This window comes from Streptomyces sp. NPDC056987, assembly GCF_042673865.1.
Taxonomy (GTDB): domain Bacteria; phylum Actinomycetota; class Actinomycetes; order Streptomycetales; family Streptomycetaceae; genus Streptomyces.
This window is the reverse complement of the sequence record NZ_JBHURV010000035.1, coordinates 15,855-35,916: the sequence shown is the minus strand read 5'-3', so window position 1 is coordinate 35,916 and position 20,062 is coordinate 15,855. Positions and strand designations below refer to the sequence as shown.

At 69.4% G+C, this 20,062-nt stretch carries 17 protein-coding genes; 8 read left to right on the top strand and 9 right to left on the bottom strand.

Going from position 1 to position 20,062, the window contains the following annotated elements:
- Window positions 1–55: 55 nt before the first annotated feature.
- The 6 genes from ACFTZC_RS31835 to ACFTZC_RS31810 form a co-directional block, all read right to left on the bottom strand.
- Complete coding sequence (locus ACFTZC_RS31835) at window positions 56–1,855, bottom strand: ABC transporter ATP-binding protein (protein WP_382895581.1); 1,800 nt, start codon at window positions 1,853–1,855, stop codon at window positions 56–58.
- A gap of 43 nt (window positions 1,856–1,898) precedes the next feature.
- Entirely contained in the window at window positions 1,899–2,951 is a 1,053-nt protein-coding gene (locus ACFTZC_RS31830; protein WP_382895580.1) for an iron-siderophore ABC transporter substrate-binding protein, read from the bottom strand.
- A 255-nt stretch (window positions 2,952–3,206) separates the two neighbouring features.
- Complete coding sequence (locus ACFTZC_RS31825) at window positions 3,207–4,049, bottom strand: ABC transporter ATP-binding protein (RefSeq protein WP_382895578.1); 843 nt, start codon at window positions 4,047–4,049, stop codon at window positions 3,207–3,209.
- Window positions 4,050–4,088: 39 nt separating this feature from the next.
- Window positions 4,089–5,192: a FecCD family ABC transporter permease gene (locus ACFTZC_RS31820; RefSeq protein ID WP_382895576.1), complete on the bottom strand. Its 1,104-nt coding sequence runs from the start codon at window positions 5,190–5,192 to the stop codon at window positions 4,089–4,091.
- 11 nt (window positions 5,193–5,203) lie between these two features.
- Window positions 5,204–6,262, bottom strand: coding sequence for a FecCD family ABC transporter permease (locus ACFTZC_RS31815; protein WP_382895574.1), 1,059 nt, complete (start codon window positions 6,260–6,262; stop codon window positions 5,204–5,206).
- 45 nt (window positions 6,263–6,307) lie between these two features.
- Complete coding sequence (locus ACFTZC_RS31810) at window positions 6,308–7,666, bottom strand: lysine N(6)-hydroxylase/L-ornithine N(5)-oxygenase family protein (RefSeq protein WP_382895572.1); 1,359 nt, start codon at window positions 7,664–7,666, stop codon at window positions 6,308–6,310.
- A gap of 239 nt (window positions 7,667–7,905) precedes the next feature.
- On the opposite strand from ACFTZC_RS31810, the gene ACFTZC_RS31805 reads away from it, so the two are divergent.
- A complete protein-coding gene (locus ACFTZC_RS31805; protein WP_382895570.1) occupies window positions 7,906–8,853 on the top strand; it encodes a methionyl-tRNA formyltransferase in 948 nt (315 codons plus the stop codon).
- A 102-nt stretch (window positions 8,854–8,955) separates the two neighbouring features.
- Here ACFTZC_RS31805 and ACFTZC_RS31800 read toward each other — a convergent pair whose 3' ends face one another.
- Window positions 8,956–10,134 (bottom strand): cytochrome P450, encoded by a 1,179-nt coding sequence (locus ACFTZC_RS31800; protein WP_382895568.1) that lies wholly within the window; start codon window positions 10,132–10,134, stop codon window positions 8,956–8,958.
- 310 nt (window positions 10,135–10,444) lie between these two features.
- Between ACFTZC_RS31800 and ACFTZC_RS31795 the strand changes: the two genes are divergently transcribed.
- Window positions 10,445–11,947, top strand: coding sequence for a multicopper oxidase family protein (locus ACFTZC_RS31795; protein ID WP_382895567.1), 1,503 nt, complete (start codon window positions 10,445–10,447; stop codon window positions 11,945–11,947).
- A 156-nt stretch (window positions 11,948–12,103) separates the two neighbouring features.
- Here the strand turns inward: ACFTZC_RS31795 and ACFTZC_RS31790 are convergent, their stop codons facing one another.
- Both ACFTZC_RS31790 and ACFTZC_RS31785 read right to left on the bottom strand, forming a co-directional pair.
- Window positions 12,104–12,616, bottom strand: a complete 513-nt coding sequence (locus ACFTZC_RS31790) for an RICIN domain-containing protein (protein WP_382895565.1) — start codon at window positions 12,614–12,616, stop codon at window positions 12,104–12,106.
- Window positions 12,617–13,029: 413 nt separating this feature from the next.
- On the bottom strand, window positions 13,030–13,398 hold the full coding sequence (locus ACFTZC_RS31785; RefSeq protein ID WP_382895563.1) for a Dabb family protein: 369 nt from the start codon (window positions 13,396–13,398) through the stop codon (window positions 13,030–13,032).
- Window positions 13,399–13,944: 546 nt separating this feature from the next.
- Between ACFTZC_RS31785 and ACFTZC_RS31780 the strand changes: the two genes are divergently transcribed.
- Genes ACFTZC_RS31780 through ACFTZC_RS31755 form a run of 6 tightly spaced genes read left to right on the top strand, consistent with a single transcriptional unit; the run spans window position 13,945 to window position 20,000 of the window.
- Window positions 13,945–15,000, top strand: coding sequence for a ketoacyl-ACP synthase III family protein (locus ACFTZC_RS31780; protein WP_382895561.1), 1,056 nt, complete (start codon window positions 13,945–13,947; stop codon window positions 14,998–15,000).
- Window positions 15,001–15,010: 10 nt separating this feature from the next.
- Window positions 15,011–16,141 (top strand): acyl-CoA dehydrogenase family protein, encoded by a 1,131-nt coding sequence (locus tag ACFTZC_RS31775; protein WP_382895559.1) that lies wholly within the window; start codon window positions 15,011–15,013, stop codon window positions 16,139–16,141.
- Window positions 16,138–17,595 (top strand): AMP-binding protein, encoded by a 1,458-nt coding sequence (locus ACFTZC_RS31770; RefSeq protein WP_382895558.1) that lies wholly within the window; start codon window positions 16,138–16,140, stop codon window positions 17,593–17,595. Before ACFTZC_RS31775 ends, ACFTZC_RS31770 begins: the two co-directional genes overlap by 4 nt.
- Window positions 17,592–18,338: a class I SAM-dependent methyltransferase gene (locus ACFTZC_RS31765; RefSeq protein WP_382895556.1), complete on the top strand. Its 747-nt coding sequence runs from the start codon at window positions 17,592–17,594 to the stop codon at window positions 18,336–18,338. Before ACFTZC_RS31770 ends, ACFTZC_RS31765 begins: the two co-directional genes overlap by 4 nt.
- Entirely contained in the window at window positions 18,335–18,613 is a 279-nt protein-coding gene (locus ACFTZC_RS31760; protein ID WP_382895554.1) for a phosphopantetheine-binding protein, read from the top strand. The genes ACFTZC_RS31765 and ACFTZC_RS31760 overlap by 4 nt, the downstream gene beginning before the upstream one ends.
- A 37-nt stretch (window positions 18,614–18,650) precedes the next feature.
- Entirely contained in the window at window positions 18,651–20,000 is a 1,350-nt protein-coding gene (locus ACFTZC_RS31755) for an NAD(P)/FAD-dependent oxidoreductase (RefSeq protein WP_382895552.1), read from the top strand.
- The last annotated feature ends 62 nt before the right edge of the window (window positions 20,001–20,062 follow it).

Sequence of the window (20,062 nt, the reverse complement as noted above, 5' to 3'; positions counted from 1 at the left end):
AAGACTCAGCATCCTTCCGGGATACACAGGCCGGCCTAACCAAACTAAGGTTTCCCTAACTCCCCTGTTCGCTGCCCTCTCGCCAGGCGCGCCACAACCGCGCGTACCGGCCGCCCAGAGCCACCAACTCCCCGTGCGTCCCTTCCTCCACCACGCGCCCCGCGTCCAGCACGGCGATCCGGTCCGCCGCCATGGCCTGGGTCAGCCGGTGCGCCACGAAGAGCGTGGTCCGGCCCGAGCACGCGGCCAGCACGGCCCGCTCCAGCTCGGCGGCGCCCTCACTGCCCGCCTCGGCGGTCGACTCGTCGAGCACCACCACCGGTGCGCGGCCCAACACCAGCCGGGCCAGGGCGATCTGGGCGACCTTGGTGACGTCCAGCCGCTCGCCGCCCTCGCCGACCGGGGTGTTCAGCCCGTCCGGCAGCAGTTCGACCCATCCGCCGGCGCCGACCGTGCGCAACGCGTCCATCAGCCGGGCGTCGCTCGCGCCGGGCGCGGCGAGCCGCAGGTCGTCGGCGAGCGGCCCGGAGAACACATGTGTCTCCTGCGTCAGGATGCTCACCAGGGCCCGCGCCCCGGCCTCGTCCAGACCGGCGAGGTCGTGCGGCCCGATGCGCACCGACCCGGCCCCCGGGGTCCCGATGCCGGCGATCAGCGCGGCGAGGGTCGACTTGCCCGCCCCCGTCGCGCCCACGAGGGCGAGCGAACCTCCGGCCGGGATGGACAGGTTCACCTGCCGCAGGACCGGTTCCTCGCCGCCGGGGTACGTGAAGGTCAGCCCCTCCACCGTCACCGGGTACGGCCCGGCGTCCGCCGCCGCGACGGACACGTCACCCACCAGCCGGTCCTCGGCGGGCTCCCCCAGGACCCCCACCAGACGGGTGAGGCTCGCGCCCGACTTCTGCGCCTCGTCGAAGGTGAACATGATGGCGCCCAGCGGGGTGAACAGCCGGTGGAACATCAACGGGGCCGCCGACACCTCGCCCAGGCTGGCGGCGCCGGCCTCCAGCAGGGCGTACCCCACCACGAGGATCAGGACCAGCCCGATGAACTCGGCGCGGTTCTCCCTGCCGACGAACCGGCCGAAGAACCGGAACACCTCGACGCCGAGATCGCGCACCCGCCACGACTCCAGGGTGACCTTCTCGCGGACGGCGTCCTCCAGACCGTACGCCCGGACCGTGTCGATCCCGTTGAGGCCGCTGATCAACGCCTGCGCGCGGTCCGCCTGGGCCACCCGCTGCTTCCGGTAGAGCGGCGCGGACCGGGGCAGATACCAGCGCAGGGCGAGCCCGTACGCGGGCAGCGCGCCGGCCCCGGCCAGGCCGAGCCGCCAGTCCAGTCCGAACATGCCGACCGTGGCGATGACGACCAGGACCCCCGCCGAGAAGACCGTGGGGATGGCCGACCGGATGCCCTTGGAGAGCACCGCCACGTCGTCACCGACCCGGGAGAGCACATCACCGCGGCCGACCTGCTCGACGCGCGCGCTCGGCATTCCCAGCACCGCGCGGACGGCACCTTCCCGCAGCCGCGCGAGCAGATCCGCCCCCAGCCGCCCGATCAGGTACGTCGACACCGCGGTGGCCGCCGCGCCGAGCAGTGCGGCGGCCCCCATCACCACCCCGACCGTGACCAGCACCGAGCGCGACGCGCCCTCGACCACCCCGTCGACCACCCGCCCCAGCAGGAGCACGGGGAGCACCTGGAGCGCCGCCCCGGCCACCGTGGTGAGCACCGTGGAGGCCGTCAGCCAGGGGGCCCGGCGGCAGTGTGCCGTGACCCATCGGGTGGCCTCGCCCCCGGTCGCCGTGCGCAGGCTCGCCGAGGCGACGCGCGTGTCGGTGGCGCTCACCCAAGGACCGGTTCGCGCCGGGGACGGGACAGTCCGGCCGCCATCACCGGTCGACCGACGCGACGAGCTCGTCGATCGCGTACGGCAGGGAGAGCAGGGTGCTCTGGGACATGGCCGCGCCGACCGCCGGACCCTCGCTGTCCAGCAGGTACGAGACCTTGCCGTTCTTGACCGCGGACAGGTTGGTGAACAGCTCGAACTTCTTCAGTGCCGCCGTGTCCGCCTTGTCGTTGATCACGAAGATCCGGTCGACGTCGACCAGGTCGACCCGCTCGGGGGACAGCACGGTGAAGAACTTGCCGTCCGCGATCTCGTCGATCTTCGTGGCGCCCCGGTAGCCGATGCCCGTCACCAGCCGCCCGCGTACGTCGGTGGTGGTGAACGGCGCGAGCGAATCCTTGTACCAGGACAGCACGACGGCGGTCTGGTCGGCGAACTCGGGGTGCGCCTTGCGAGCCGTGTCGAGCTTGTCCTGGATGCCCTTCACCAGCGCGGCACCCTCGTCCTCCTTGCCGAGCGCCTTGGCGATGTGCACCGCGTTGTCCTGCCACGGCGCGCTGAAGGGCTCCTTCTCGCCCTTGGTGCGGCCCACCGTCGGAGCGATCTTCGAGAGCTTCTCGTAGCCGGCCTGGTCGATCTCGGAGTACACCGCGATGATCAGATCCGGCCGCAGGGCGGCGATCTTCTCGTAGTTGGGGCCCGCGTCACCGTTGCTCATGATGACCTCGGGACGGGTGTCGCCCCACTTGTCCTTCACCCAGGGCCACTGGGTGTTGATGTCGGGGGACGTGCCCGCCGGGTTCGGGTACTGGTCGACCATGCCGACCGGTTTGACGCCGAACGCCAGGATGGCCTGGTCATCGGTGTACCCCACGGAGACGACCCGCTGAGGAGCCTTGGTGATCTCCGTGGATCCGAACACGTGCTCCACGGTGACCGGGAACGCGCCGGAAGCCGCTGCCGGGGCGTTGTCGCTCTCCTTGTCCGGCGTGTCGGAACCGCATCCCGCGAGGAGGCCGACTCCCAGGGCCGCGGCGGACACGGTCGCCGCCAGCCGCCGCCAGGGCTTCACAAGAGTCGTTCGATGGAGAAGCATCCGGAATCCCTTGCTGTCACACGATCCACTGCGCCCCCGTATAAGGGCAGCCAAACCTTATCCCGATCAACTGAGGCAAGCCTAGCCTAACTTGTGATTTTTTTCTCCGTCAGGTACGAGCCGGGTGCACGCCGTGACCGCCCTGCGCCGGCCCGGTGGCTCCGGCCCGCATGCGGGCATGAAACCCGACCGGCGGCGCCCGCGGCCGGAGGCTCGCGGACCACGGCCGGCATCGCGTACGGGCCTACGGCGGCCCTAGAGGACCGGCCGGACGTGCGTGCGGCCGATCGGCACGATGAGCGGCCGATCTCCCACCGGGTCGTCAATCACCTTGGCGTGCAGCCCGAACGCCTCGTCCAGCAGCTCGGTGGTGATCACGTCCCGCGGGTGGCCCTGCGCCAGGATCGATCCCTCCCGCATCACGACGAGGTTGTCGCTGTAGCGCGTGGCCAGGTTGAGGTCGTGCAGCACCATCACCACGGTGCACCCAGACTCGTGCAGGTCGTCCACCAGGTCGAGCACGTCGATCGCGTGCGCCAGGTCCAGATACGTGGTCGGCTCGTCCAGCAGCAGCAGATCGGTGCCCTGCGCCAGGGTCATCGAGATCCAGACGCGCTGACGCTGTCCGCCGGAGAGCGAGTCGACCGGACGGTCGGCCAGCTCGGACACCCCGGTCATGGCCAGGGCGCGCGCCACGACATCGGCGTCGTCCGACGACCACTGGCGCAGCCAGCTCTGGTGCGGATGGCGCCCCCGGGCGACCAGATCCGTCACCGTCAGCCCCTCGGGCGCGACCGGCGATTGCGGCAGCAGACCGAGCTTCTTCGCCACGTCCCTGGTCCTGAGCCTGACGATGTCCTCGCCGTCCAGCACCACCGTCCCCCTGGCCGGCTTGAGCAGCCGCGTCAGGGTTCGCAACAGGGTCGACTTCCCACAGCCGTTGGGCCCGATGATCGTGGTGATCACACCGGGCGGTATCGCCACGTCGAGATCGTCGATGACCGCCCGGCCGCCGTACCCGACCGTGACGCCCCTGGCTGCCAGCCGTGCGACGTCCGTGCCCCCGGACCCGGCCTCGGTGATGAACTGAGCGGCCACAAGCCCCCCTTGATTAGGTTCGCCTTACCTTCTTACCATCTATCGGAGGTTCGCCCGCACCAGCAGGTAGACGAGGAACGGGCCGCCGATCGCCGCGGTGACCACACCGACGGGCAGAGTGATCGGCAGCGCCGTGCGCGCGACCAGGTCGGCGCCGATCAGCAGCAGCGCCCCCACCAGTCCCGAGGCCGGCATCGGCGGCGTCGGGCACTTCGCCAGACGCATCGCCACCTGCGGCGCCACCAGCGCGACGAACGGAACGGGGCCCGCCGCGCTCACCGCCACGGCGGCCAGCAGGACCGCGCACAGCAACAGGATCGCCCGCACCCTCGTGTACCGGACGCCCAGGCCCGCGGCGACATCGTCACCGAGGTGCATCGGCTTGAACTGGAACGCGGCACCGGCCACGACGGCCGTCAGGACGAGTGTGCACCAGAACGCCAGCCCCACCTCGTCCCACGACCGGTCGTCCAGCGAGCCGACCAGCCACGCCTGAGCCCTGGCCACGTCCCTGATGTCGGCCGAGACCAGCAGCCAGGTCGTGATCGCCTGCGTCACGGCGCTCACCGAGATGCCGATGAGGACGAGCCGGAAACCCTCGATGCCGCGCCGCCACGCCAGGAAGTACACCAGCAGCCCCGTACCGAGACCTCCCGCGAGAGCCGCCGCGGAGAGCCCCACCGAGCCGGCCACCGCCGCGGCGGTCCCGCCCGACACCGTCACCAGGAACACCGCGACCGCGCTCGCTCCCCCGGTGATCCCCAGGATGTCCGGGCTGGCCAGCGGATTGCGCGCGACGGACTGCGTGATCGCCCCCGACACCCCCAGCGAGATCCCCACGACGAGACCGGCCAGGGCACGCGGCATCCGCAGATCCATGACCACGAACTCGTCGACCTGCTCGCCCCTGCCGAGGATCGTGGCGATCACCCGGGACAGGCCGACGGGGAAGTCCCCGACGCTGATCGAGAGGCAGAACACCAGGAAGGTCACGGCCGTCAGCAGCAGTGTGACCAGGACGAGCCAGGGCCGCCACACGAACGACACGGGGCCGAGCCGCACGCCCGGCGCCACCGATCGCACGCCCGGCGCCGCCGATGACGTCCCACCTGTCCCGTTCCGCTGCACGTCTGTCCCGTTCACGTCTGTCCCGTTCACGAGTTCTTGAACTTTCCCCGCCACACCAGAACCGCGAAGAACGGGGCGCCGAGGAGGGCGACCATCACACCCGCGTCCAACTCGCCCGGCCGCACCACCAGGCGTCCCGCGATATCGCAGACCAGCAGGACGACGGAGCCGAGCAGACCCGCGTACGGCACCAGCCAGCGGTAGTCAGGACCGGTCAGATACCGGGCGATGTGAGCGACCATGAGGCCGAGGAACGCGATGGGGCCGCACGCCGCCGTGGCCGCGCCCGCCAGCAGGGTGATGGCGGCGATGCCGACGGTCCTGCTCAGCGCGATGTTCACGCCCAGCCCCCGCGCCACGTCGTCGCCCAGGTTGAGCAGGTTGAGGGCGGGCAGTGTGACCAGTGCCAGCACCAGTCCGACCGCGATGAACACGGTCACCGGCCCGATGACGTCGAATCCGGCACCGGCCACGGAGCCCGCGTTCCAGAACCGCAGCGCGTTCAGCGACGCCTGGTCCGACAGCGACACCGCCGTGGTCATCGCCATGAGGAACACCGTGATCCCCTGCCCGGCCAGGGCCAGTGTCAGCGGGTTGCCCGCACCCCGGCCGATACTCGCCAGGCCGAACACGACGACGCCGGCGACCGCCGCCCCGACGAACGCGAACCAGACGTACTGGAACGGGTCGGTGAAGCCGAACACGGCGATCACCGACACCACGGCGAACGAGGCACCGGAGTTCACCCCCAGCAGGCCCGTGTCGGCGATGGGGTTCCGTGTGTACCCCTGGATCAGCGCGCCACCGACCCCCAGCGCGGCGCCCGCCACGATCGCGAGCACCGTCCGGGGCACCCGCACCGTCCGTACGATGAGCCTGATCTCGGTGAGCCGCTGGTCGGAATCGGGCACGGCGAAGAGCCCGCGCCAGACCTCGGCCGGGCTCAACGCACGCGCGCCGACGGCCAACGACACCACCGCCACGACGACGAGGATCACCACCAGCGCGCCCAGACCCCCAACCAGACGCCGGCGCACCGCTGTTGGGCCTCCGGGCGCGCGGTGCTCAACCGCAGTTGTGAACATGTCGACGTACGTTATCCCTTTGGTCCGACCTTGCCGTTCGCGGTGTCAGCGCGCGGTGCCGTCGGCGAGCGGCCTCGCCTCGTCGGAGGTGGACTTGACCCCCCGGTCGAGCAGCGAGTCCAGGATCTCGCCGACCCGGATCGCGGTGTTGGACAGCAGCGATGTCGTGATGCCGTGCGTGTGCTCCGTACCGCCCTGGAGATAGATTCCGCAGCGCAGGCCGGGCTCGGTCGCGATGCGGTAGTCACGCTCGACGCGGACACGGCCCTGGTCGTCGCGGAGGCAGCGGTCGGCGACCTCGCCGAGGAGGCCGAGGGGGTCGGCCGGGCTGTACCCGGTCGCGAACACCACGACGTCGGCGTCCAGGGGCGTCTCCTCCCCGGTGACAAGGGACTTCACGGTGGCACGGACACCGCCGGGGGTCTCCTCGACCTCGGCGATCCGGGACACGTTGAGAAAGCGCAGCCGCTCGGTGCCGAGGACTTTCTCCTGGTACATCTGCCGGTACAGGTCGTCGATCAGGTCGATGTCCACCACGCTGTAGTTGGTGTTGCCGTGGTAGGCCATCAGCCGGCTCTTGACGCTCTCGGGCGCGGCGAAGTAGTCGTCGACCGCCCCGGGGTCGAAGATCCGGTTGGCGAAGCTGCTGTCGTCGGCGGGGCTGTAACCGTAGCGGGAGAAGACCGCGCAGATCTCGGCGCGGGGGAACCGGCGGTGCAGGTAGGCGACGTTCTCGGCGGCGCTCTGCCCGGCGCCCACGACGATGAACCGCGAGGGCTCGGTGTCCCCCGGTCCATCGCCCACGTCGTCGACCTTGCTCAGCAGATCGGAGTTGTGCCAGATACGGTCGCCACGCTCCACGCCCTCCGGCATGAGCGGACGCAGCCCGGTGCCGATGACGAGGTTGCGGGCCCGGTGGGTGGCGAGGCCCTCTGCCGACCGGACGGTCACGTCCAGGTACTCCACGGCGCCGTCGTGGACGAAGGGCGTGACGGAGACGACCTCGTGGCCGTACGAGACCAGGTCGCCGACCTTGGCCGCGGCCCACTCGAAGTAGTCGTGGAACTCGACCCGCAGCGGGAAGAGGCTCTTGTGGTTGATGAAGTCGATCAACCGGTTCTTGCTCCGCAGGTAGCACAGGAAGCTGAACTCGCTGGCCGGGTTCCGGAGCGTCACCAGGTCCTTGAGGAAGGACACCTGCATGGTGGCGTCGTCGATCAGCATGCCACGGTGCCAGCCGAAACTCGGCTGCTGCTCGAAGAAGCGGGCGGTGACCGGCTCCTCCCCGCCGACGTGTGCGTTGTGCTCGGTGAGCGCGATCGCCATGGCCACGTTGGAGGGGCCGAATCCGATGCCAATGAGGTCGTGGACCTGTGGTGCGTCGCCAGGAAGAACCTGTGACATGTCACTCCCATCGTGCGGTGAAGCCGCCTGTCAGGCGTGAGGGAAGGTACGAAAGATGGGCACGCCGACGGAGCGAGCCAGCTGAACTTAGGTGAGCCTAAGCTCATTTCGCGCACCTGTCGATAGGCGGTCCCGCCGCCGGAGGCCCGCCAACCGGGGCTTGAAATCACCCTGTTGCCAACTAAGGCAAGCCTTGCTTTACTCGCTGTCGATCTGTTCCTGCTCCGAGGAGGAAGCCCATGCGGGTGGTCATGTTCGGTTACCAGACCTGGGGGCACCGCACCCTGCACGCCCTCCTGGAGTCCGAGCACGACGTGGTACTGGTCGTGACCCACCCCAAGAGCGAACACGCGTACGAGAAAATCTGGAGTGACTCCGTCGCCGATCTCGCCGAGGAGCACGGTGTCCCCGTACTGATCCGCAACCGCCCCGACGACGAAGAGCTGTTCCAGCGCCTCAAGGAGGCCGACCCGGACATCATCGTGGCCAACAACTGGCGGACGTGGATCCCTCCGCGCATCTTCGGCCTGCCGCGCCACGGCACACTGAACGTCCACGACTCGCTGCTGCCCCAGTACGCCGGCTTCTCGCCGCTGATCTGGGCCCTGATCAACGGCGAGTCCGAAGTGGGCGTCACCGCGCACATGATGGACGACGAACTCGACGCGGGCGACATCGTCCGGCAGGAGGCGGTCCCGGTCGGACCGGAGGACACCGCCACGGACCTCTTCCACAAGACCGTCGACCTCATCGCCCCGGTCACCATCGCCGCACTCGGCCTCATCGCCGCCGGGCAGACCGAGTTCACCCCGCAGGACCGCTCCCGGGCGAGCTTCTTCCACAAGCGGTCCACCGAGGACATCCGCATCGACTGGAGCTGGCCGGCGGAGGACCTCGCCCGCCTGGTCCGCGCCCAGTCCGAGCCGTATCCCAGCGCCTTCACGTTCCACAAGGGCAAGCGCCTGGAGGTCCTCGCCGCGGTCGTGTCGCAGAACCGCTACGGCGGTACGCCCGGCCGTATCTTCTACCGCGAGGGCGAGGGGGTGGTGATCGTCGCCGGCGCCGACGCCCGCACCGGCCGCAATCACGGGCTGGCCCTCACCCGCATACGGACCGAGGACGGCCGGGAGCTGGCCGCGACGGAGTACTTCACCTCCATGGGGGGCTATCTGACCAACCGCCCCTGAGGCACCGGCGCGACCGTCCGGTCCGCCATGGTCGGTCGAGCCGATTCCAGTTCCCGCCGGGCCGCCGGACCGTCCGGGCGCCCCGCGCAGGTGACCGTTACGTCAGGCCACGGGTTCGATCGCCACGTCCAGGTGGTCGAGACCGCGCAACCCGTTGTTGATCACCGGTCGGCGTTCGAGGATTTCGAAGCAGGCGACCCGGTCGGCGAGCCTCTCCAGCAACGCGCTCATTTCCAGCCTGGCGAGGTGCATCCCGACGCACACGTGCTCGCCCCGCCCGAAGGAAAGGTGGTCCGAGGGGCGGCGGGTGATGTCGAAGCGCGTCGGGTCCGGGTAATGGCGCTCGTCGCGGTTGGCGGAGGCGTAGAGCAGCGCGACCCGTGAGCCGGCGGCCAGCGGGACTCCGCCGATCTCGTGGTCCTCGGTGAGCACCCGGGTGAACTGGGGCACCGGGGTCTCCAGGCGCAACGACTCGTTGATCGCGTGCGGAATCAACGAGCGGTCCTTGCGGAGCAGATCCCACTGGTCCGGGTTCTGGGCGAACAGCGCGACCGCGTTGGCGATCGCGAGGATGGTCGTGTCCAGGCTGGGAGTGACGTAGTCGAGCATCATCACGGGGCACTTGTCGTGCGGGATCTCGCCCCGGTCGGCGGCCTGGTAGAGCTGCGCCGCCCAGCCGTCGGGGTCGATCTTCCCGGGTACGGCGTCCTTCATGGCGAATGCCATGAACTCCTCGACGGCCGGTCCCGCCGCGGCTGCCCGGTCGTCGGCGGGCCCCTGGGTGTTCCAGATGGCCGCGGCCCACTCCAGCATCTTCTCCCGTCCGTGATCGGGCAGTCCGACCAGGTCCGACACCACGGTCATGGGCAGGTACTCCGCCAGTTCGGTGACGACCTCGAACCGGCCCTGGCCGACGACCCGTTCGACGACCCGGTCCGCCTCGGCCTCGATCCGCGGAGTCACCTCGCGCATCCGTTCCGGCCGCAGCGGCCGCCCCAGCACCGAGCGCATCGCCGTGTGCTCGGGCGGATCGCTGCACAGTGTGATCCCCTCCAACTGGGCGTTCACATCCGGGTCCACGAACACACCACGGGCCGACGAGAACGTCTGCCAATCCATCAGTGCCGCCCGCACCTCGTCGTAACGGGGCAACGCGTAGAGGTCGTAGCGGGACAGGTACACCACAGGCCCGAGAGCCCGGAGCTCGGCATAGATGTCGTACGGGTCGATGCGCGCCGATTCGGTGTAGAGATCGACGTCGCTGACAGGTATCTGGGACAACAGTTCTCCAGGGAACAAGCGGAGCGAACAGCGCGACGGCCAACTTACCGACGCCGCGCGGGAGGAGACGCGAAAAGCCGACGGGCTCCCCAGGAACATACGAAAGTAGGTCGTGAACTGTCCTTTGGAAGGGCCCTGGGAAGACTCTCCCGCGACGCGGGGATACCTCGCGTCGGCAAGAAGTGCCTACCTGCCGGCTTTTCTTTCCGTCCCGTTCACAGCCGTCGGCGGAGCCATCGGCGCAACCAAAGCCTGGTCTAGGTAGTTCACACCGACGCGAAGCCGCCCTCCGGCGCGGGACGGTGCCGGTATGAAACGACGCACAGCGCTGAAGGCCCTCGGATTCGGCATCGGGGGCGCGGTCGTCCTCACCGGCGGTGGTTACGGTGTCTACTACGCCGCCGCGAAGGAGGACACGGTCGGCAGGATCGCCTTCGACCGGGCCCTGCCGATCCCGCCGCTGGCCGAGTCGGAGGCCGGCACGCGGGGCGCCCGGGTGTTCACGCTCGGCATCCAGTCGGGCAGGACCCGGTTCAAGGCCGGGCCCACCACCCGCACCTGGGGCGTGAACGGCACGTACCTCGGCCCGACGATCCGCGCGCGGCGCGGCGAGCAGGTCGAGTTCGTCGTGCGCAACGGCCTGGACCAGGACACCTCGCTGCACTGGCACGGGATGCGCCTGCCCGCGGCCATGGACGGAGGACCGCACCAGGTCGTCCCGGCCGGAGGGACCTGGCGACCGCGCTGGCTGATCGACCAGCCCGCCGCCACGCTCTGGTACCACCCGCACATGCACGGCTCGACCGCCGACCACATGTACCGGGGCCTCAGCGGGCTGTTCATCGTCGACGACGAGGGCTCCGAGGCGTCGAAGCTGCCGTCCGAGTACGGCGTCGACGACATCCCGATGATCGTCCAGGACCGCGCGTTCGACGGGGACAACCAGTTCGAGAAGCGGGTGCCGCTGGGCGGCACCCTCGGTGTGATCGGTGACGAGGTGCTCGTCAACGGCACGATCGGTCCGTACGTCGATGTCACGACCCGGCTCGTGCGGCTCCGGCTGCTCAACGGCTCCAACGCGCGCCTGTACCACCTCGGGTTCTCCGACGACCGGCCCTTCTCGCTCGTCGCCACCGACGGCGGCCTGCTCGCCGCACCGTGGCGCACCGAGCGCCTGTACCTCTCACCGGGCGAACGCGCCGAGATCGTGGTGGCGTTCACCCCGGGTGAGCGGGTCGAACTGCGCTCCTACCCGTCCGAGTACGGCAGCGCGCTGGGACGGGTCGACGGCTTCGACGACCGTCTCGACATCTGCCAGTTCAGGGCCGCGGCCACCCTGTCCGACGGCGCGGAGATCCCTGCCGCGCTCGGCGCCGCACCGGACCTCGCCGGCGAACAGGTCGCGCGGAAGCGCTCCTTCGTGCTCGCGTCGGACCAGATCAACGGCCGGTCGATGGCGATGGACCGCATCGACTTCGGTGTCCGCGAGGGCACCGTCGAGGTGTGGGACGTGGTCAATGACAACGGTTTCCTGCACAACTTCCACGTACACGACGTGCAGTTCCAGGTGCTGACGGTCGACGGCGGGAAGCCGGAGCCGCATCTGCGCGGCTGGAAGGACACCGTCATGCTGGCGCAGGGAAAACACTACCGGCTGGCGATGCGCTTCCAGGGCCACACCGACCCGAACACACCGTACATGTACCACTGCCACCTGTTGCAGCACGAGGACAACGGCATGATGGGCCAGTTCGTCGTCCTCGGCGAGGGCGAGAAGGTCGGCGCCGTGCCGCGGACACACCACGGCTCCTGAACCCGTACCACGGGACGCGACGGACGCGTACGGTGGACAACTGTTCCGTCCCGTACGCGCCCGCCCTGAGGAGCCCCCTACGCGGTACTACGTGCTCGGCTCCGGTCCTCGTTCACCCTCGGGTGCCGGACGGCCTCGGGGCAGCGTGGCCTTGTGTCACCAGGCCTCCCACCGCTGGTCCGACGCGCGATTGCAGTCCCACTGAATGACTTTGGTGCCGGACTTGGTGGTGCCACCGGGTACGCTCAGGCACTTGCCGGTGGCGGCGTTCTGGTAGCCGGCGTCCCTGCCGACCGGATTCCCGTCCAGAGTCCAGAGCTGTTCCCTGCCGCTGCCGCAGGACCACTGAATGGCCACCACGCCGTTGGCCGAGTTCCCACCGGGGATGGCGAGGCACTTACCGCTGTGCCGGTTCTTCAGTCGGACCTGATTGCCGACGAACTCGGGATCCCAGCCCTGATCACTGGTGTTCGTGCTCCCGCAGGGCCACTGGATCAACTGGGTGCCGTTGGCCTTGCTGCCACCGGGTACGGCCAGGCACTGCCCGGTGCTCTTGTTCTGCAGCGAGAGAGGGGCTGCCGCGTCGGCGGTCGCCGGGACCGCCAGGACAAGGGCGGCCGACGCGGCGGCTGTCGCCAGAACCTGCTTGATGGGTCTCTTGCTGGACATGTGACGTGCTGTGCCTTTCTGTTCTGTGCACCTGAACAGGTGCTGTTCAGTGATGATGCGGTTTCGCGGGAACAGGTTGCTCACTCAACCTCCTTTGTGAGGAGCTGAGTTCGCGGTGCGCAGGACGGGGACGCGCCGCTCCCGGAGATCCCCGTGCGCGTACAGGTGGAGTCTCGCGTGCAAGTCGCCGTCCCCGGCCCGCTGACCACACGTCCGCACCGGCCGCCGTCCGTCGGTGTGCCTCCCGGCGGTAGAGCCGGAACCGCGGCAACCGGCGGACCGGCCTGGACGAATGAGCCGGCCGGCCCCGTGCCTTCTAGGCCACGAGCCGACTATGAGCCGGTCCGCCACCTCCTCGCATCGGCACAAGTTGCCTAGTCGGAGGCACCTGCACACACCCGTCGGCGAAGGCGCTACGGCTGCTCGCCCGCCGACGCGGAGACGCTTTCGGCATAACGCCGCTGCAGGTCGGCGATCTTCGCCCCCATCTGCGGGTCGTGATCATCAACGGTGTCGTACCAGTCGTACTTCTCCACCAGGGGCATGCCGATCCGGTCGGCGTGCGCGTGCGCCGGATGTGTCAGGTACTCCCAGTAGCCGTCGAGGTCCTCGATGACGAACACGCCACCGCAGTCGTAGTCGCTGCCGAATTCGCGGCCGACGACGAACGACTTCACCGCCGGGATGACCCGGCCCTGGTCGCGCATGCTCTCCAGAGCGTCGTCGATCTGTTCCTGCGTCACGCCCGCCTTGGCCTTCAGCCGGACACTGTGGTAGATCATCGTGCTTCCCTTCATCGGTGGTGGAACACACGCCGCCGGCCGGCGGCGACTCTTTCGCCTTCGAGGTCATGAGCCGACTTCGAGGCCACGAGCCGACTATGGACCGGTCCGGTACCTCGCCATATCGGCATGAGTTGCCTATTCGAGGCCGCCTACTGCTTCGTCCCGACACGGAGCCCGGCACCCGAGGAGCATCTCATCCTCATATTTCCTCTTGTCCACCCATAACCCCATATGGGTCGCCGGCGTCTTGACGCGCACCGAAACGGAGTGCACCCTTACTCAGGGAATCTCACCCCCGCCGAAACAGGGCGGATTTCGAGGGTCGGCGCATGAGCGATTCGGTGCACCAAAGAGCTGCACGCTTCCTTCTCATTCTTCTACGCCCCCAACACTCACTCCCCTGCCGGACAACGTTGTCAGACAGAGGGAAGGCATAGGGCGGCTCTACCGGTAATCGCGAGCAATAACGGGTGATGGCGCACTCGCAGGACATTTTCCGACTCATTTTTAACGCCACGCGACCGAGAGAATCCGGGGTGGGCCATGAAAACAGGCGATGTGTTGATCAGCGGTCTGGGAGCCTTTCTTCCCGACCGCGTTTCCATCGGATGGGCGGTCGAACGGGGGCTGATCGACCGGAGCGCGGCAGAAGAGTACGGAATCACCAGCGTCACGGTCGCGGGCGATATGCCCGCCCCCGAAATGGCGGTGCGGGCCTGCCGGCAGGCGCTCGAACGGGCCGGCCGGAGTCCCTCGTCGCTCAGCTTGGTGCTCTACGTCAGCGTCTGGTACCAAGGCCCGCACGGCTGGTGTCCGCAGTACTACGTGCAGCGGCACACGGGCGCGGGACAGGCCACCGCGGCCGAGGTCAGACAGGGCTGCATGGGGATGTTCTCCGCCCTGGAACTCGCGGCGGCGCATCTCATGGCCTCGGCCGAGCACGAGGCCGCCCTCGTCACCTCCGGCGACAACTTCACCTCGGACCTGCTGGAACGCTGGCGTTTCAGTCCGCATTTCGTCATGGGTGACGCCGGCTCCGCCGTCGTCCTGAGCCGGCGGACAGGTTTCGCCCGGCTCAAATCCATCAACGCGATCACCCTCCCCGAGTACGAGGCCATGCACCGCGGTCCCGGGCCCCTGTTCCCGCCCGGAGCCGGCCTGCCGGGCAAGCTCGACTACGGCGAGTCCAAGCACCGCTGGCTGGACGGCCCGGACCGGGACCCGGCCGGCCCGCTGAAACTCGTGGCGGCGCAGGACGAACTCATCAGCCGCACACTCGACGAAGCCGGCATCACGATGGACGACATCTCCCGCGTCGCCTATGCCAACGGGTCACGGGAACGCGTCGAAGGCCGCGCGATGATACCGCTGGGTCTGCCGATGTCCCTTTCGACATGGGAACAGGGCCGTACCGTCGGCCATATCGGCGCCAGTGACCAGATGGTGGCGCTCGAACAGCTTCTGCTCTCCGGCGAGCTGCGAAGCGGGGACCATTTCCTGATGCTCGGCGTGGGCCCCGGACTGAATATCGCCTGCGCCGTGATCGAGATCATCGAAACTCCGCACTGGTCCTCCGGCCGTCCGGCCACCGCTGTCTGAAAGGGGTCTCATGGATTTCCGCCTGAGTGCCGAACAGCAGGAGCGGTACGCGCGCATGCGGACAGCCGCGCGAGACCTTTCCTCGCCGTCCTCCACCGCCGGATTCCGCGAGGAAATCTGGAGGAAACTGGCCGGCCTCCGATTATTGGGCGCGGCTGTTCCGGAGGAGCACGGCGGTGCGGGCCTGGGCGCTCTCGACACGGCCCTCCTGTACGAGGGGGCGAGCGACGGCGGCGCGGACACCGGAGCGCTCTTCGCCGCGGCGGCCCATCTCTTCGCCTGTGTCCTGCCGGTGCTGGAGTTCGCGCAGCCCCGGACGCGCAAGTCCCTGCTGCCCGGCCTGTGTTCAGGTGAGCTGATAGCGGGAAACGCCATGACGGAGCCCGACGCGGGATCGGACCTCTCCCGGTTGGCGACCCGGGCCACCAGGGTCGACGGCGGATATCTCCTCGACGGGGTCAAGAGCTTCGTCAGCAACGGCCCGGTCGCCGATCTCTACGTCACCTACGCGACGACCGATCCGGACGGCGGTTACTTCGGTTCCACCGCGTTCGCCGTGGACCGCGACTCCCCCGGCCTGGTCGCCGGAGAGCCGATGCCCAAGTCCGGTCTGACCGCCTGCCAGGCCGGCGAGGTGCGGTTCACCCGGTGCTTCGTGCCGGACGACCGGGTGCTGGGCACCCGCGGCCAGGGACAGCCGGTGTTCCAGACGTCGATGTGGTGGGAGCGCTCCTGCCTGTTCGCGATCTATCTGGGCCAGCAGGAACGTCTCATCCGGCGATGCGTCCACCACGTACGGGAACGGCGGCAGTCCGGAAAGCGACTCGCGGACGTCCAGCCGGTCGCGGACCGGCTGGCCGACATGCGGCTGCGGCTGGAGAGCGGCCGGCTCCTGCTCTACCGGGCCTGTACCGAGATCGACGACGGCCAGGACCCCTCCCTGTGGGTCGCCATGGCGAAGCTGGCCGTGTCCGAGGCCGCGGTCGCCACCTCGCTCGACGCCGCCCGGATCTTCGGGGGCCGCGCCTTCCTCACGGAGTACGGGATCGAGGAACAGCTGCGCGACGCCGCTCCCGCCACCACCTTCTCCGGTACATCGGACATCCAACGGCAGCTGATCGCCCGGGAGATGGGGCTGTGAGCCGCTACGGCGACGGGGCTGTGGGCCTCTACCGCCCGGTGGTCGACGCGGCCGCCCGGACACCGGACGCACTCGCGGTCCACGACCTGGCCACCGGCCTCAGTTACGGCGAGCTGGACCGGCGCGCGGACACGTATCTGGCCGCGCTGCGCGGTCGCGGGGTCCGGCCGGGTGACCGCGTCCTGGTGTGGACGGACAAGACGGCCGAAGCGGTGGCCGTCGCGCAGGCGGTGTTACGGTGCGGCGCGGTCCACGTTCCCGTCCCGAGGAGCCACCCCGGCGGACGGGTCGCCCGGATCGCCGCGGACGCCCGCCCGGCGCTGATCGTCACGGACCACGCCGATCGCGTCCACGGCATCGCCTCCATACCCTGCGCGGATCTCTTCCAGGAGGGGAACCGCCGCTCGGGCGGCGCCCACCATCCGGTCCGGCCGGACGACCCGGCGTACATCCTCTACACCTCGGGGTCGACGGGGACGCCGAAGGGCGTCTGCCTCAGCCACGGGAACGCGCTCGCCTTCGTCGACTGGGCCTGCCGGGAGCTGGACCTCACCGCGGCCGACCGGCTCGCCAACCACGCCGGGTTCGGCTTCGACCTGTCCGTCTTCGACCTCTACGGAGCCTTCCGGGCCGGCGCGTCGGTCCATCTCATCGGCGAGACCCTCGGTCAGGCCGCCGAACCGCTGGTCGACTTCCTGCTGGAACGGCGGATCACCGTCTGGTACTCGGTGCCGTCCGTCCTGGTGCTCATGGCCGAGTACGGCGAGCTGCTGGAGCGCGGACCGGGGGCGCTGCGCGCGTGTGTCTTCGCCGGCGAGCGGTTTCCGCTGAAGCCGCTGAAGGACCTGCGCCGCGGCTGGCCCGGGGTGCGCATGCTCAACTGGTACGGCCCGACGGAGACCAACGTGTGCACCTCCTACGAGGTGACGGCGGCCGACCTGACGCGCACCTCGGCCATCCCGATCGGCTCACCCGTCGCCGGGGACAGGGTCGCGCTGGACGACGGCGAGATCGTGGTCAGCGGGCCGACCGTCATGCTCGGCTACTGGGGCGCGGCTCCCCAGGCCGGACCGTACCGTACCGGTGATCTCGGCCGGTACGACGCCGACGGTCTGCTGGAGTACCGGGGGCGCGTCGACGACATGGCGAAGGTCCGCGGCCACCGGATCGAACCGGCCGAGGTGAGCGGCGCACTCGTCGCGCACGCGTCGGTGCGTGACGCGGTGGTGGTCGTCGTGGGCGCCGGTCCCGACGCCCGGTTGCACGCCTTCGTCGTCCCCGAGACCGGCCGTGCGCCCGGGTTCGCGGAGCTGCGACGGCACTGCTCACACCTCCTGCCGCCGTACATGGCCATCGACGCGCTGCACACGGTCGGCGGCTTTCCCCGCACCGCGAACGGGAAGGTCGACCGGGCGGCGCTCGGCCGCCTGGTGGCGCGGGGAGCGGGCGTATGACGGGCGGCGCGTCCTGGGACGCCTTCTGGTCGACGCTGCCGGCCGAACCCGGGGCCGCCCTGTGGGACTCGTCGCCCCGGCTGACCGCGGCACGGCATCTGCCGCTGTTCCGCGGCCACGCCGACCCGACACTGCCCCTGATCGACATCGGGTGCGGCAGCGGACGGCAGACGCGGTGGCTGGGGCGCCACTTCGGACGGGTCGTCGGGCTGGACATCGCCGAGGCCGCGGTCGAGCTGGCCGCAGCGTCGCACGCGGCGCCCAACGTCGCCTACCGCCGCGCCGACCTCCTCGACCGGGACACCGCGGCGGCGCTGCGCGCGGAGTTCGGCGACGTCAACGTCTACCTGCGCGGTGTGCTGCACCAGCTCGCCCCGGACGACCGCACGAGGATGCTGGCGACGATCAGGCTCCTGCTCGGCGGCGCGGGGATCCTGTTCGCCCAGGAACTGACCGAACACACCGGCTGGTACGTCGCCGAGCTGCTCGCCGGCGGTGCGCACCTGCCGAAGACGGCCGGACTGGCGGCCCATTTCGACTTCGGCGCCCGCGTCGCCCCCGCCCACGAAGGGCGCCTGCGGCTGCTGTTCGAAGGAAACGGATTCGACGTCGTCGCCGATGGCGAGATCGCCCTGCACACCACCGAGCGCACCTCCGGCGGGCCTCCGCTGGAGCTGCCGACGAGATACATCGTGGCGCGTGCGTCGGCACCGCTCCGACAACCGGAGGAACCGCAACCATGACGGACCTTGACCGCACGACACTGCTCGACCTGCTGCTCCGCTACGTACGGGAGGAACTCGCGACGGGCCTGCCGTCCGACCTGATCACCGCCGACAGCCGGCTGCTCGAACTGGGGGTGCTGGACTCGGTGCGCACCGCACGCCTGCTGGCGCACATCCGTACCACGTACGGCGTGCGCGTCCCGCCCGTGCACATGACCGGTGAGCACTTCGCCACGCCGGAGACGATCACCGACCTGATCCTGCTGCTCCGCTCGCGGACCGCCGCCCTCTGACACCTCTCTCCGACACCTTCCCCTGACAGGAGAACAGATGACGCACGCCTACGACATCGGCATCATTGGCGGCGGCCCGGCCGGTTCCACCGCCGCGTCCTACCTGGCCAAGGCCGGTCTGTCGGTCGCGGTCTTCGAAGGTGAGTTCTTCCCCCGGGAGCACGTGGGCGAGTCCCTGGTGCCGGCGACCACACCGGTCCTGCTGGAGATCGGCGCGATGGACAAGATCGAGGCGGCGGGCTTTCCGCGCAAGTACGGCGCCGCGTGGACGTCGGCCCACGCGGACGACGTGGACCCGCTCGGCTTCCAGGTCCATGACCACGGCCTGGGCGCCGCCGACGTGCTGTTCAACGAACGCGATCAGCTCGGTGTCGACCGCGACCACACCTTCCACGTCGACCGCGGCCGGTTCGACCACATCCTGCTCAAGCACGCGGAGAGCCTGGGGGCGAAGGTGTTCTCCGGGGTACGGGTGCGCGGTGTGGACTTCACCGACAGCACCCGTCCCGTACTGCGGGTCGGGCTGGGCGGCACGACCACGGAGGTGCCGGTACGGATGGTCGTCGACGCCAGCGGGCGCGGCACCCTCCTGGGACGGCAGCTCAAGGTCAAGGTGCCCGATCCGGTGTTCAACCAGTACGCCGTGCACAGCTGGTTCGAAGGACTCGACCGGGAAGCCCTGGCGAACGACGAGAACCAGGCCGAGTACATCTTCATCCATTTCCTGCCGCTCAGTGACACCTGGGTCTGGCAGATCCCCATCACCGACACGATCACCTCGGTCGGGGTCGTCACCCAGAAGGCGCGGTTCCGGGAGGGCAAGGACGATCTCGAAGGCTTCTTCTGGGACTCCGTGGCCAGCAGGCCCCTGCTGTACGACGCGTTGAAGCAGACCGCGCGGGTCCGTCCGTTCAAGGCCGAGGGCGACTACAGCTACGGCATGCGCAAGGTGTGCGACGACTCGATGGTGATGATCGGCGACGCCGCCCGGTTCGTCGATCCCATCTTCTCCAGCGGTGTCAGCGTCGCCATGAACAGCGCCCGGCTGGCCTGCGCCGACATCATCGCCGCCGCAGAGGCCGGTGATTTCAAGGCCGGACGGTTCGAGAACTACGTGACGAAGCTGCGGCGCGGTGTGTCCAGCTGGTACGAGTTCATCTCCCTCTACTACCGCCTCAACATCCTGTTCACCGCCTTCGTCCAGGACCCCCGCTACCGCATCGACGTCCTGAAACTGCTGCAGGGCGACGTCTACGACGAACAGGAGCCCGTCGCGCTGACGGCGATGCGCGAGTTCGTCGCCGCCGTGGAGGCGGACCCCGGCCACCTCTGGCACCCACTGCTGGGAAAGATGAAGGTGTCGCGCAGCTCGGGTGCGTTGTTCTGACCGTACAACTCGTAGAAGAAAGTGGGGCATCGCCGTGTACGGATCCTGGCTCCCGCGCGTCG

Bases quoted from the DNA above. Each gene is read 5' to 3' on its own strand.
- ACFTZC_RS31830 (WP_382895580.1), bottom strand. From the start codon at position 2,951: ATGCTTCTCCATCGAACGACTCTTGTGAAGCCCTGGCGGCGGCTGGCG.
- ACFTZC_RS31815 (WP_382895574.1), bottom strand. From the start codon at position 6,262: ATGTTCACAACTGCGGTTGAGCACCGCGCGCCCGGAGGCCCAACAGCG.
- ACFTZC_RS31810 (WP_382895572.1), bottom strand. From the start codon at position 7,666: ATGTCACAGGTTCTTCCTGGCGACGCACCACAGGTCCACGACCTCATT.
- ACFTZC_RS31805 (WP_382895570.1), top strand. From the start codon at position 7,906: ATGCGGGTGGTCATGTTCGGTTACCAGACCTGGGGGCACCGCACCCTG.
- ACFTZC_RS31795 (WP_382895567.1), top strand. From the start codon at position 10,445: ATGAAACGACGCACAGCGCTGAAGGCCCTCGGATTCGGCATCGGGGGC.
- ACFTZC_RS31790 (WP_382895565.1), bottom strand. From the start codon at position 12,616: ATGTCCAGCAAGAGACCCATCAAGCAGGTTCTGGCGACAGCCGCCGCG.
- ACFTZC_RS31785 (WP_382895563.1), bottom strand. From the start codon at position 13,398: ATGATCTACCACAGTGTCCGGCTGAAGGCCAAGGCGGGCGTGACGCAG.
- ACFTZC_RS31780 (WP_382895561.1), top strand. From the start codon at position 13,945: ATGAAAACAGGCGATGTGTTGATCAGCGGTCTGGGAGCCTTTCTTCCC.
- ACFTZC_RS31775 (WP_382895559.1), top strand. From the start codon at position 15,011: ATGGATTTCCGCCTGAGTGCCGAACAGCAGGAGCGGTACGCGCGCATG.
- ACFTZC_RS31765 (WP_382895556.1), top strand. From the start codon at position 17,592: ATGACGGGCGGCGCGTCCTGGGACGCCTTCTGGTCGACGCTGCCGGCC.
- ACFTZC_RS31760 (WP_382895554.1), top strand. From the start codon at position 18,335: ATGACGGACCTTGACCGCACGACACTGCTCGACCTGCTGCTCCGCTAC.
- ACFTZC_RS31755 (WP_382895552.1), top strand. From the start codon at position 18,651: ATGACGCACGCCTACGACATCGGCATCATTGGCGGCGGCCCGGCCGGT.